Below are 13,200 nucleotides of genomic sequence, written 5' to 3'. Positions count from 1 at the left end.
CCCAGAGACGTAACCTCTGACGCAGACAGATGCTAATTTTTAAGTGTTAAAAATAGCTGATAGCTGAAAAACAAGGGGCTGTCAGGTACGGGGATAAGAGTGTGTAATCTTTTATGTAGTTCATATGTTAAGTGTTTGTGTGTTTGGTTTGTATGGTTATTTTGTTTTATATATTGTATTTAAATGTGATTTAGTTTGTCAATTAATTGCATATTAAAAATATGTTCTATGCACAAATATTGATTATATACATTATGTGAATACATTATGTGGTTGATTGAGAATGATACATTTATATATGCAATGTGAATATAATGGTTTCATTATATGTGTTGCTGTTAATAAAATAACAGACATTAGAACCTGCTTGTTTATGCATTAATAAAATGAAGTGCAGTAATTTACTGAGTTATCAGAGTGGGCGTAATTGCATATTTAATCTTTCCTTTGCCGCTTTTTTGCTAAGAATAAAATCATCTGTACGATAACGACTAATTCTTTTAATGAATGTTTTTATTCCTGAATACTGCTCCCATAACAAGACGGGGGAGCAGACAATCATGGCAATTTCATCGCGTAACACATTTCTTGCCGCACTGGCATTCATCGCTTTTCAGGCGCAAGCGGTGAACGTCACCGTGGCGTATCAAACCTCCGCCGAACCGGCGAAAGTGGCTCAGGCCGACAACACCTTTGCTAAAGAAAGCGGAGCAACCGTGGACTGGCGTAAGTTTGACAGTGGAGCCAGCATCGTGCGGGCGCTGGCTTCGGGCGACGTGCAAATCGGCAACCTCGGTTCCAGCCCGTTAGCGGTTGCAACCAGCCAACAGGTGCCGATTGAAGTCTTCTTGCTGGCGTCAAAACTGGGTAACTCCGAAGCGCTGGTGGTAAAGAAAACTATCAGTAAACCGGAAGACTTGATTGGTAAACGCATCGCCGTACCGTTTATCTCCACCACCCACTACAGCCTGCTGGCGGCGCTGAAACACTGGGGTATTAAACCTGGGCAAGTTGAGATTGTGAACCTGCAGCCGCCCGCGATTATCGCCGCATGGCAGCGGGGAGATATTGATGGTGCTTATGTCTGGGCACCGGCGGTTAACGCCCTGGAAAAAGATGGCAAGGTGCTGACCGATTCTGAACAGGTCGGGCAGTGGGGCGCGCCGACACTGGACGTCTGGGTCGTGCGGAAAGATTTTGCCGAGAAACATCCTGAGGTCGTGAAAGCGTTCGCTAAAAGCGCCATCGATGCTCAGCAACCGTACATTGCTAACCCAGACGCGTGGCTGAAACAGCCGGAAAACATCAGCAAACTGGCGCGGTTAAGCGGCGTGCCGGAAGGTGACATTCCGGGGCTGGTGAAGGGGAATACCTATCTGACGCCGCAGCAGCAAACGGCAGAACTGACCGGACCGGTGAACAAAGCGATCATCGACACCGCGCAGTTTTTGAAAGAGCAGGGCAAAGTCCCGGCTGTAGCGAATGATTACAGCCAGTACGTTACCTCGCGCTTCGTGCAATAAAAGGAGGCGCAGATGCTGCAAATTTCTCATCTTTACGCCGATTATGGCGGCAAACCGGCACTGGAAGATATCAACCTGACGCTGGAAAGCGGCGAGCTTCTGGTAGTTCTGGGGCCGTCTGGCTGCGGCAAAACTACGTTGCTGAATTTGATTGCTGGTTTTGTGCCTTATCAGCATGGCAGCATTCAACTGGCGGGTAAGGGTATTCAGGGACCGGGAGCAGAGCGTGGCGTAGTTTTTCAGAATGAAGGGTTGTTACCGTGGCGCAATGTACAGGACAACGTGGCGTTCGGCCTGCAACTGGCAGGTGTAGAGAAAATGCAGCGACTGGAAATCGCACACCAGATGGTGAAAAAAGTCGGGCTGGAAGGCGCAGAAAAACGCTACATCTGGCAGCTTTCCGGTGGTCAACGTCAGCGGGTGGGGATTGCCCGCGCGTTGGCGGCAAATCCCCAGCTGTTATTACTCGACGAACCGTTTGGTGCGCTGGACGCCTTCACCCGCGACCAGATACAAACCCTGCTGCTGAAACTCTGGCAGGAGACGGGAAAGCAGGTGCTGTTGATTACCCACGATATAGAAGAAGCGGTGTTTATGGCGACTGAACTGGTTCTGCTTTCACCCGGCCCAGGCCGCGTGCTGGAGCGGCTGCCGCTCAACTTCGCCCGCCGCTTTGTTGCGGGAGAGTCGAGCCGCAGCATCAAGTCCGATCCACAATTCATCGCCATGCGCGAATATGTTTTAAGCCGCGTATTTGAGCAACGGGAGGCGTTCTCATGAGTGTGCTCATTAATGAAAAACTGCATTCGCATCGGCTGAAATGGCGCTGGCCGCTCTCGCGTCAGGTGACCTTAAGCATTGGCACGTTAGCGATTTTACTCACTGTATGGTGGGTAGTCGCGGCGCTGCAACTGATTAGCCCGCTGTTTTTGCCGCCACCGCAACAGGTACTGGCAAAACTGCTCACCATTGCCGGGCCGCAGGGATTTATGGACGCCACGCTGTGGCAGCATCTGGCAGCCAGCCTGACGCGCATTGTGCTGGCGCTACTCGCGGCGGTGTTGATCGGTATTCCGGTCGGGATCGCCATGGGGCTAAGCCCGACGGTGCGCGGCATTCTGGATCCGATAATCGAGCTTTATCGTCCGGTGCCGCCGCTGGCTTATTTGCCGCTGATGGTGATCTGGTTTGGTATTGGCGAAACCTCGAAGATCTTACTGATCTATCTAGCGATTTTTGCGCCGGTGGCGATGTCGGCGCTGGCGGGGGTGAAAAGCGCGCAGCAGGTTCGCATTCGTGCCGCCCAGTCGCTGGGTGCCAGCCGTGCGCAGGTGCTGTGGTTTGTCATTTTGCCCGGCGCGCTGCCGGAAATCCTCACCGGATTACGCATTGGTCTGGGTGTGGGCTGGTCTACGCTGGTGGCGGCGGAGCTGATTGCCGCAACGCGCGGTTTAGGATTTATGGTTCAGTCAGCGGGTGAATTTCTCGCGACTGACGTGGTGCTGGCGGGGATCGCGGTGATTGCGATTATCGCCTTTCTTTTAGAACTGGGTCTGCGCGCGTTACAGCGCCGCCTGACGCCCTGGCATGGAGAAGTACAATGAGTGAACGTCTGAGCATTACCTCGCTGGGGCCGTATATTGGCGCACAAATTACGGGGGCCGACTTAACGCGCCCGTTAAGCGATAATCAGTTTGAACAGCTTTACCATGCGGTGCTGCGCCATCATGTGGTGTTTCTGCGCGATCAAGCTATTACGCCGCAGCAGCAACGCGCGCTGGCCCAGCGTTTTGGCGAGCTGCATATTCACCCTGTTTACCCTCATGCTGAAGGGGTTGACGAGATCATCGTCCTGGATACCCATAACGATAATCCGCCGGATAACGACAACTGGCACACCGATGTGACATTTATTCAAACGCCACCCGCAGGGGCGATTCTGGCGGCGAAAGAGTTACCCTCGACCGGCGGCGATACGCTCTGGGCCAGTGGTATTGCCGCATATGAGGCGCTCTCTGTTCCCTTCCGCCAGCTGTTGAGCGGGTTGCGTGCGGAGCATGATTTCCGTAAATCGTTCCCGGAATACAAGTACCGCAAAACCGAGGCTGAGCATCAACGCTGGCGTGAGGCGGTCGCGAAAAATCCACCGTTGCTACATCCGGTGGTGCGAACGCATCCGGTGACCGGTAAACAGGCGCTGTTTGTGAACGAAGGTTTTACCACACGAATTGTTGATGTCAGCGAGAAAGAGAGCGAAGCCTTGTTAGGTTTTTTGTTTGCCCATATCACTAAACCGGAGTTTCAGGTGCGCTGGCGCTGGCAACCGAATGATATTGCGATTTGGGATAACCGCGTGACTCAGCACTATGCCAATGCGGATTACCTGCCACAGCGGCGGATTATGCATCGGGCGACGATTCTTGGGGATATTCCGTTTTATCGGGCGGGGTAAGGGGGAAATGCCGGGTTGGATAACCCGGCATAATGATCATTAACGCAGAATCTTCTTCTCAGCCAAATCCAGCGCAAAGTAGCTGAAAATCAGATCCGCACCCGCACGCTTAATCGAACCTAAGCTTTCGAGCACGACTTTCTCTTCATCTATAGCACCCGCCAGCGCGGAGAACTTAATCATCGCGTACTCACCGCTCACCTGATACGCGCCAATCGGCAATTCAGTACGTTCACGCAGCTCACGCACGATGTCGAGGTATGCTCCGGCAGGTTTAACCATCAGGCAGTCTGCGCCCTGGGCTTCATCCAGCAGCGACTCACGAATCGCCTCACGACGGTTCATTGGGTTCATCTGATAGCTTTTGCGGTCGCCTTTTAATGCGCTTCCGGCAGCTTCACGGAACGGGCCATAAAAGGAGGAGGCGAACTTGGTCGAATACGACATAATCGCCGTATCTTTAAAGCCCGCAGCGTCCAGCGCCTGGCGAATCGCCTGTACCTGACCATCCATCGCGGCAGAAGGGGCGATGAAGTCTGCGCCTGCAGCAGCTGCAACCACAGCTTGCTTGCCTAAATTTTCCAGAGTCGCGTCGTTGTCGACGCCATGCTCGCACAGAACACCGCAGTGACCGTGAGATGTGTATTCACAGAAGCAGGTGTCTGACATAACGATCATTTCTGGCACGGTCTGCTTGCAGATGCGCGACATACGCGCCACCAGTCCATCTTCCCGCCAGGCATCGCTGCCGGTTTCATCGGTATGGTGAGAGATGCCGAAAGTCATCACGGAACGAATACCGGCGTTGGCGATGCGTTCAATTTCGCGTGCCAGATGTTTCTCTGGAATGCGCATCACGCCTGGCATGGCTTCAACGGCTTTGTAGTCGTCAATTTCTTCTTCAACAAAGATCGGCAACACCAGGTCGTTAAGGCTAAGTGTTGTCTCTTCAAACATAGCGCGCAGCGCAGGAGATTTGCGCAGGCGACGAGGGCGTTGGATTAAATCTGTCATGGTCTGCCTGATGTTTGTGGAATCGAGGAGCATAGTATACCTGAAGCAGGCTGGGTGTGTTTTACGAAAGTTGTCGCGATGTTGACAAAAAGAGAATGAAAAAGAGGTCAGGACATCTTTGTAATAGAAATAGCAATAATTTCATATTCACTGAAAATATTTTTAATTTTTATTTATAGCCATAGATTATTGTTTTTGGGGATTTGGTGACGTTTCCAAAAAGTGAATAGCTTAAAGTTCATTGCTTATTGATACATTATTTGTCTGTTTTTGTTGTTTTATATTTTCATGGTCTATGTTTTAAAATTAACGCTTTCATTAACGTATTGAAATATTGTGTTTTTGTTATTTCTTTCTTTGTGTGTGTTCACGTGCTTTATATATGTCCGCAATCGGACTTAGGGGAAAGAATAATTGAACCATTCCTCTATAACGCCGCATAATCGTAAACGCGAAACATAATATGTTTTCTATGCATTGATAATTGATGGATCAACTTATTACGTCCCTGAGGAGGGATGACAAATGCACTCCTGGAAAAAGAAACTTGTAGTATCACAATTAGCATTGGCTTGCACTCTGGCTATCACCTCTCAGGCTAATGCAGCAAACTATGATACCTGGGGGTATCATGACAACACCACGACCGATTTAGTTTGGCCGTATGACACTGACAATGATGGAATTGCCGATGCTGGCGGCATGGACCCGATGGGTTCAGACGGTAACTACGTAACTTACAATGGTTTTGTTTACTATAACAATGCCAATGGCGATTTCGATACTGTCTTTAAAGGCGATACCGTTAACGGTACCATTTCTACTTATTACTTGAATCATGATTACGCTAGCGGTTCTGTTAACCAGGTAGATATCAGCAATTCAGTAATTCATGGGGCAATCACCTCTGAACTGCCATTTGGTTATTACAGCATTACTCCTGCAGAAGTTAATGCTAAAGGTGAAGTTGTAACTCCACAGACCTATAATGGCTATAATTTCTATAACGGAATCACTACTGACCTTGACTACAATTGGTACGATGGTGACGTATTCACTCTGAACGTATCCAATTCCACCATTGATGATGACTATGAAGCTCTTTACTTCACTGACACATATCTTGATGGTGATAAATCTAAGTCAACCAATGAAACGTTCTATACCGCTCTGGGTGTTGCAGTAAATCTTGATGTTGAAAGCAATATCAATATTACTAACAACTCCCGTGTAGCTGGTATTGCGCTGTCTGAAGGCAATACAAGCAACACGACTTATACTAGCGAATATCATCAGTGGGACAACAACATTAATGTGTCTAACTCCACTGTAACTTCAGGGTCACAGACTCCGCTGGAAGAAAGCAATGGCTTCTTCGGTAAATCTGCTGAACCAAGTGATTACGCTGGTAATGGTGGCGAAAATGACGTAGCTCTGTCATTCTCTGACAATGCTGGCTCAAATTATTCCATGAAAAACAATGTAAACTTTGACCATTCAACCCTGTTGGGTGATGTCGAGTTCACAAGCCACTGGAATAACGATGGCGTATTCTTCTATTCAACCGGCCATGACAGCAATGGTGACGGTGTCCTTGATACCAACGGTGGTTGGGTAGATGATGCTCAGAACGTTGATGAACTGAACATTACTCTGAACAACGGTAGTAAGTGGGTTGGCTCAGCAAACATGAGTGCTGAAGTAATTGCTCCGGCAGATATGTATGATGTTGCGCCGAACAGCCTGACCCCTGGTGCCACTATCGAAGCTAACGATTGGGGTCGTATTATTGACAACAAGGTATTCCAGAGCGGCGTATTTAACGTAGCACTGAACAATGGTTCAGAATGGAATACCGTTAATAGTTCAGTAATTGATACATTAGCTGTAAATAATGGCTCTCAGGTAAATGTTACTGATTCCTCTCTGGTCTCAGATACCATTGGTTTAACCAACGGCTCCTCACTGAATATTGGTGAAGATGGTTTGGTTGCTACAGACCACCTGACTGTTGATAGCTACAGTACCGTTTGAAGTGGTTTACTGAATTTGGCCACCTGAACAGAGGTGATATGCTCACCTCAGAACAACACAGGTGCCATAATGAAAAAAAGAAATTTCAGCGCAGAGTTTAAACGCGAATCCGCTCAACTGGTCGTTGACCAGAATTACACCGTGGCAGATGCAGCCAGCGCTATGGATGTCGGCCTTTCCACAATGACGCGATGGGTGAAACAATTACGTGATGAGCGGCAGGGAAAAACACCAAAAGCCTCCCCTATTACCCCGGAACAAATTGAAATCCGTGAGCTCAGGAAAAAGCTACAACGTATTGAAATGGAAAATGAAATATTAAAAAAGGCTACCGCGCTCTTGATGTCAGACTCCCTGAACAGTTCTCGATAATCGGGAAACTCAGGGCGCGTTATCCTGTGGCCACTCTCTGCCATGTGTTCGGGGTCCATCGCAGCAGCTACAAATACTGGAAAAACCGTCCTGAAAAGCCAGACGGCAGACGGGCTGTATTACGCAGCCAGGTACTTGAACTGCATGGCATCAGCCACGGCTCTGCCGGAGCAAGAAGCATCGCCACAATGGCAACCCAGAGAGGCTACCAGATGGGGCGCTGGCTTGCTGGCAGACTCATGAAAGAGCTGGGGCTGGTCAGCTGTCAGCAGCCGACTTACCGGTATAAACGTGGTGGTCATGAACATGTTGCTATCCCTAACTACCTTGAACGGCAGTTCGCCGTGACCGAGCCAAATCAGGTGTGGTGCGGTGATGTGACCTATATCTGGACGGGTAAGCGCTGGGCGTACCTCGCCGTTGTTCTCGACCTGTTCGCAAGAAAACCAGTGGGCTGGGCCATGTCGTTCTCGCCGGACAGCAGGCTTACCATGAAAGCACTGGAAATGGCATGGGAAACCCGTGGTAAGCCCGTCGGGGTGATGTTCCACAGCGATCAAGGCAGTCATTATACGAGCAGGCAGTTCCGGCAGTTACTGTGGAGATACCGGATCAGGCAGAGTATGAGTCGGCGTGGAAACTGCTGGGATAACAGCCCAATGGAGCGCTTCTTCAGGAGTCTGAAGAACGAATGGGTGCCGGCGACGGGCTATGTAAGCTTCAGCGATGCAGCTCACGCAATAACGGACTATATCGTTGGATATTACAGCGCACTAAGACCGCACGAATATAATGGTGGGTTACCACCAAACGAATCGGAAAATCGATACTGGAAAAAACTCTAACTCGGTGGCCAGTTTTTGTTGACCACTTCAGTTAATTTAACCGAATCTACTGGCTGGAATAACTATTCTAACCTGTATGCCAATACCATCACCGTAACTAACGGTGGTGTACTGGATGTGAACGTTGATCAGTTTGATACTGAAGCTTTCCGTACTGACAAACTGGAACTGACTAGCGGCAACATCGCTGACCACAACGGCAATGTAGTTTCTGGTGTGTTCGATATCAACAGCAGCGATTATGTTCTGAACGCTGACCTGGTGAACGACCGTACTTGGGATACCGCTCAGGCTAACTACGGCTACGGTGTTGTTGCTATGAACTCTGATGGTCATCTGACTATCAACGGTAACGGCGACGTAGACAACGGTACTGAACTGGATAACAGTTCTGTAGACAACGTTGTTGCGGCAACCGGTAACTACAAAGTTCGTATCGACAACGCAACTGGCGCTGGCGCAATCGCTGATTACAAAGATAAAGAAATTATCTATGTAAACGACGTCAACAGCAACGCGACCTTCTCTGCTGCTAACAAAGCTGACCTGGGTGCATACACCTATCAGGCTGAGCAGCGTGGTAACACCGTTGTTCTGCAACAGATGGAGCTGACCGACTACGCTAACATGGCGCTGAGCATCCCGTCTGCGAACACCAATATCTGGAACCTGGAACAAGACACCGTTGGTACTCGTCTGACCAACTCTCGTCATGGTCTGGCTGATAACGGCGGCGCATGGGTAAGCTACTTCGGTGGTAACTTCAACGGCGACAACGGCACCATCAACTATGATCAGGATGTTAACGGCATCATGGTCGGTGTTGATACCAAAATTGACGGTAACAACGCTAAGTGGATCGTCGGTGCGGCTGCAGGCTTCGCTAAAGGTGATATGAATGACCGTTCTGGTCAGGTGGATCAAGACAGCCAGACTGCCTACATCTACTCTTCTGCTCACTTCGCGAACAACGTCTTTGTTGACGGTAGCTTGAGCTACTCTCACTTCAACAACGACCTGTCTGCAACCATGAGCAACGGTACTTACGTTGACGGCAGCACCAACTCCGACGCTTGGGGCTTTGGTTTGAAAGCCGGTTACGACTTCAAACTGGGTGATGCAGGTTACGTGACTCCTTACGGCAGCGTTTCTGGTCTGTTCCAGTCTGGTGATGATTACCAGCTGAGCAACGACATGAAAGTTGATGGTCAGTCTTACGACAGCATGCGTTATGAACTGGGTGTAGATGCAGGTTATACCTTCACCTACAGCGAAGACCAGGCTCTGACTCCGTACTTCAAACTGGCTTACGTCTACGACGACTCTAACAACGATAACGATGTGAACGGTGATTCCATCGATAACGGTACTGAAGGGTCTGCGGTACGTGTTGGTCTGGGTACTCAGTTCAGCTTCACCAAGAACTTCAGCGCCTATACCGATGCTAACTACCTCGGTGGTGGTGACGTAGATCAAGACTGGTCCGCGAATGTGGGTGTTAAATATACCTGGTAATATTCTTCACTCCGAAGAAATAGGTAATTTAATCTAAATAATGCCCGTCAAGGATTTGACGGGCATTACTGCAAAGGACGCGCAAATGTTATCTGTAGTTAAACCTCTTCAGGAATTTGGTAAGCTCGATAAATGTTTGTCCAGATACGGTACGCGCTTCGAGTTTAATAATGAAAAGCAAGTTATATTTTCCAGTAATGTCAATAGCGAAGATACTTTCGTTATTTTAGAGGGCGTTATCTCTTTGCGTAGAGAAGAAAACGTACTTATCGGTATTACACAGGCTCCTTATATTATGGGGCTGGCTGATGGTTTAATGAAAAACGATATACCATACAAATTAATATCAGAAGGAAACTGTACGGGATATCATTTGCCAGCCAAACAAACCATTACTCTTATTGAACAAAATCAACTCTGGCGAGACGCTTTTTACTGGTTAGCCTGGCAAAATAGAATTCTGGAATTACGCGACGTTCAGCTCATTGGGCATAATTCCTACGAACAAATCCGCGCGACGTTATTATCAATGATTGACTGGAATGAAGAATTGCGATCACGTATTGGCGTGATGAATTATATCCATCAACGTACACGTATATCGCGTTCTGTCGTTGCGGAAGTTCTTGCTGCTTTGCGTAAAGGCGGCTATATCGAAATGAATAAAGGCAAACTGGTCGCTATCAACCGTTTGCCTTCAGAGTATTAATCAGGATGCGGGGATAACCAACGGTTTATTCCCGCTTAGCTCGGTCACCAGGTCATTGATGCCATCGCTCATATTTTTAAAGCGCGTCAACGGCGAACGAGTGACCACCACAAACGCGCCAATATTCTTCTGCGGGATCATCGCCATATAGGTAATGAAACCGCCACCACCACCTGTCTTCTGAATAATCCCCGGACGACCCTCTTTCGGGGCCATATATACCCAGCCTAAACCAAGCGCATCCGCTTTGCCGGGGACATCCATGCCAATCACTTTTGTAAACTGCGCGCGCTGATAAATCAACGTCTGCATGCGATCAGCCTGGTTACTGCGCTGATAAAAATCAGATGACAAATACTGCTGCATCCAGCGCATCATATCGCCTGGCGTGGAATAGACGCCGCCGCTGCCAATTGCCGCCAGCGTGTTATTGCACGGACTGGCACCGCGCTCAGCAACCATTAAACGGCGGCACTGATCCGGTGAGGGGGTGTAGGTGGTGTCTTTCATCCCCAACGGACGGGTAATCTGCTCTTCAAACAACTGGGTATAAGGCTTGCCGGACGCATTCGCCAGTGCATCTGCCAGCAGATCGAATGCGAGGTTGGAGTACGCGGCCTGGCTGCCCGGCGCGGCTTTTAGTTTGGCAGTGGAAAGGTATTTCCAGCGTTGCTCGCGCGTTGGCCAGACAAATACCGGACGATGTGCCGCGCCACCGGGCTGTTCACGGGGCAGGGCGCTGGTATGGGTTGCCAGATTCACCAGCGTAATGGGCGTCCCATTGTAGGTCGGTACGCGTGCGCCTGGCGGAGCATATTTACTTAGCGGATCGTTTAACTTCACGGTCCCCTGGTCGAGCAATTTCACCAGCATCTCACTGGTCATTAACTTGGTGAGGGAAGCAATACGTATGACGGAATCCAGCTGCGGGCGAACGTTATTACCAGGTCGCGTTTCGCCATAACTGCGAAAGACGCGCTGGTTACCGTCGATAACAACCAGCGCCATCCCCGTGGCACCGCTGCCGTAAAAAATATGATCGGCATAACGATCGACAATATCAGAGGCAAACTCCGGTTCAGTGATCGGCTGCGCCGCATGGACGGAGGTCAATGACGCCGCATACAGCACGGCAGAAAAAAGCAGACTACGTTTCAACGGTGGTGTCCATAGATTGAATGAAGGTAACTGAGCGTATTTATACTACTCATTGATGGATTGCAAAGGGCGAATTAGTGCAATAATAGTGTTAAAAACGTAACGGCGCGTAAACACGATCTTTTTCCTGCTCACCAATGCCTGCATTTGTGATCCTGCGCGTGTTAATCCGCTTATGTAAACAATCTTTGGTTTGTGAAACCCGTCGAAACAATTCTTATGGTCAGGCTGGCGAACTAAGCGCCTTGCTATGGGTCACAATGGGCAGTTTCATTTGGCTGACGCTTTGTAGCGGTCATGCGGTTAATACACAGCAGTTGTTAAAACGATAAGAAGTTAGCAGGAGTGCATATGTTTAAGTCTTTTTTCCCAAAGCCGGGAACGTTTTTTCTCTCGGCCTTTGTTTGGGCATTGATTGCCGTTATCTTCTGGCAAGCCGGTGGGGGTGATTGGGTGGCGCGTATCACCGGCGCTTCCGGGCAGATCCCGATTAGCGCCGCGCGTTTCTGGTCGTTGGATTTCCTGATTTTTTACGCTTACTACATTGTTTGCGTAGGACTTTTTGCATTGTTCTGGTTTATCTATAGCCCGCACCGTTGGCAATACTGGTCAATACTCGGTACTGCGCTGATTATCTTCGTCACCTGGTTTTTGGTGGAAGTCGGGGTTGCCGTCAACGCCTGGTATGCGCCGTTCTATGATCTGATTCAAACGGCGCTAAGTTCGCCGCATAAAGTCACCATCGAACAATTTTACCGCGAAGTGGGCGTCTTTCTGGGGATTGCGCTGATCGCGGTGGTGATCAGTGTGCTGAACAACTTCTTTGTCAGTCACTACGTGTTCCGCTGGCGTACGGCGATGAACGAATATTACATGGCGAACTGGCAACAACTGCGTCATATCGAAGGGGCCGCGCAGCGTGTGCAGGAAGACACCATGCGTTTTGCTTCAACGCTGGAGAATATGGGCGTCAGCTTTATCAACGCTATCATGACGTTGATCGCCTTCCTGCCGGTGCTGGTAACGCTCTCCGCACATGTGCCGGAGCTGCCGATTGTCGGGCACATTCCGTATGGTCTGGTGATTGCCGCTATCGTCTGGTCGCTGATGGGGACCGGATTACTGGCAGTGGTAGGGATCAAACTGCCGGGGCTGGAGTTTAAAAACCAGCGTGTAGAGGCTGCCTACCGTAAAGAGCTGGTTTATGGTGAAGACGATGCCACGCGCGCGACGCCGCCTACGGTACGCGAGCTTTTTAGCGCCGTACGGAAAAACTATTTCCGCCTCTATTTTCACTATATGTATTTCAATATCGCCCGCATTCTCTATTTGCAGGTCGATAACGTTTTCGGTTTGTTCTTGCTGTTTCCGTCAATTGTTGCCGGTACGATTACACTCGGCCTGATGACGCAGATTACTAACGTTTTTGGTCAGGTTCGCGGTGCTTTCCAGTACCTGATTAACTCATGGACCACACTGGTTGAGTTGATGTCTATCTACAAACGTCTGCGCAGCTTTGAACATGAGCTGGATGGTGACAAAATTCAGGAAGTAACCCATACCTTGAGCTAAAAAGGA

General features: G+C 49.4%; 8 protein-coding genes and 3 pseudogenes. 9 read left to right on the top strand and 2 right to left on the bottom strand.

Annotated features, from left to right (window positions below; translation table 11 throughout):
* Positions 1 to 560: 560 nt before the first annotated feature.
* The 4 genes from tauA to tauD are packed head-to-tail and all read left to right on the top strand — an operon-like array spanning position 561 to position 3,975.
* A complete protein-coding gene (gene tauA / locus HBM92_RS18455; protein WP_001018401.1) occupies positions 561 to 1,523 on the top strand; it encodes a taurine ABC transporter substrate-binding protein in 963 nt (320 codons plus the stop codon).
* Between the two features lie 12 nt (positions 1,524 to 1,535).
* The gene (tauB, locus tag HBM92_RS18450; protein ID WP_000939358.1) at positions 1,536 to 2,303 is read left to right on the top strand and encodes a taurine ABC transporter ATP-binding subunit; all 768 of its coding nucleotides are present in this window, start codon (positions 1,536 to 1,538) and stop codon (positions 2,301 to 2,303) included.
* Positions 2,300 to 3,127 (top strand): taurine ABC transporter permease TauC, encoded by an 828-nt coding sequence (gene tauC, locus HBM92_RS18445; protein WP_000114575.1) that lies wholly within the window; start codon positions 2,300 to 2,302, stop codon positions 3,125 to 3,127. Before tauB ends, tauC begins: the two co-directional genes overlap by 4 nt.
* A complete protein-coding gene (tauD, locus tag HBM92_RS18440) occupies positions 3,124 to 3,975 on the top strand; it encodes a taurine dioxygenase (RefSeq protein WP_000004079.1) in 852 nt (283 codons plus the stop codon). Before tauC ends, tauD begins: the two co-directional genes overlap by 4 nt.
* 39 nt (positions 3,976 to 4,014) lie before the next feature.
* On the opposite strand, the gene hemB is transcribed toward tauD, so the two are convergent.
* Positions 4,015 to 4,989: a porphobilinogen synthase gene (hemB, locus tag HBM92_RS18435; protein WP_001313620.1), complete on the bottom strand. Its 975-nt coding sequence runs from the start codon at positions 4,987 to 4,989 to the stop codon at positions 4,015 to 4,017.
* Between the two features lie 525 nt (positions 4,990 to 5,514).
* Here hemB and HBM92_RS18430 point away from each other — a divergent pair.
* The 4 genes and pseudogenes from HBM92_RS18430 to iprA form a co-directional block, all read left to right on the top strand.
* Positions 5,515 to 7,020: pseudogene (locus tag HBM92_RS18430) on the top strand (autotransporter outer membrane beta-barrel domain-containing protein); the annotation flags it as partial.
* A gap of 72 nt (positions 7,021 to 7,092) precedes the next feature.
* Positions 7,093 to 8,262: pseudogene (locus HBM92_RS18425) on the top strand (IS3-like element ISEc52 family transposase).
* Positions 8,263 to 8,309: 47 nt separating this feature from the next.
* Positions 8,310 to 9,755 (top strand): annotated as a pseudogene (locus HBM92_RS18420) (autotransporter outer membrane beta-barrel domain-containing protein); the annotation flags it as partial.
* An 85-nt stretch (positions 9,756 to 9,840) separates the two neighbouring features.
* Positions 9,841 to 10,464, top strand: coding sequence for a hydrogen peroxide resistance inhibitor IprA (iprA, locus tag HBM92_RS18415; protein WP_001350621.1), 624 nt, complete (start codon positions 9,841 to 9,843; stop codon positions 10,462 to 10,464).
* On the opposite strand, the gene ampH is transcribed toward iprA, so the two are convergent.
* Positions 10,465 to 11,622 carry a D-alanyl-D-alanine-carboxypeptidase/endopeptidase AmpH gene (ampH, locus tag HBM92_RS18410; protein WP_000830766.1) on the bottom strand — a complete coding sequence of 386 codons (1,158 nt, stop codon included), beginning with the start codon at positions 11,620 to 11,622 and terminating at the stop codon, positions 10,465 to 10,467.
* Between the two features lie 351 nt (positions 11,623 to 11,973).
* Between ampH and sbmA the strand changes: the two genes are divergently transcribed.
* Positions 11,974 to 13,194, top strand: a complete 1,221-nt coding sequence (sbmA, locus tag HBM92_RS18405) for a peptide antibiotic transporter SbmA (protein ID WP_001304845.1) — start codon at positions 11,974 to 11,976, stop codon at positions 13,192 to 13,194.
* Positions 13,195 to 13,200: the final 6 nt, after the last annotated feature.

This window comes from Escherichia sp. E.sYA108, from assembly GCF_011754335.1.
GTDB lineage: Bacteria > Pseudomonadota > Gammaproteobacteria > Enterobacterales > Enterobacteriaceae > Escherichia > Escherichia coli.
Note: the sequence above shows the minus strand (reverse complement) of the source record. Positions and strands in the feature narration are given on the sequence as shown.

Coding starts and splice junctions, on each gene's coding strand:
- iprA (WP_001350621.1), top strand. CDS start 9,841: ATGTTATCTGTAGTTAAACCTCTTCAGGAATTTGGTAAGCTCGATAAA.
- tauD (WP_000004079.1), top strand. CDS start 3,124: ATGAGTGAACGTCTGAGCATTACCTCGCTGGGGCCGTATATTGGCGCA.
- tauB (WP_000939358.1), top strand. CDS start 1,536: ATGCTGCAAATTTCTCATCTTTACGCCGATTATGGCGGCAAACCGGCA.
- hemB (WP_001313620.1), bottom strand. CDS start 4,989: ATGACAGATTTAATCCAACGCCCTCGTCGCCTGCGCAAATCTCCTGCG.
- sbmA (WP_001304845.1), top strand. CDS start 11,974: ATGTTTAAGTCTTTTTTCCCAAAGCCGGGAACGTTTTTTCTCTCGGCC.
- tauA (WP_001018401.1), top strand. CDS start 561: ATGGCAATTTCATCGCGTAACACATTTCTTGCCGCACTGGCATTCATC.
- tauC (WP_000114575.1), top strand. CDS start 2,300: ATGAGTGTGCTCATTAATGAAAAACTGCATTCGCATCGGCTGAAATGG.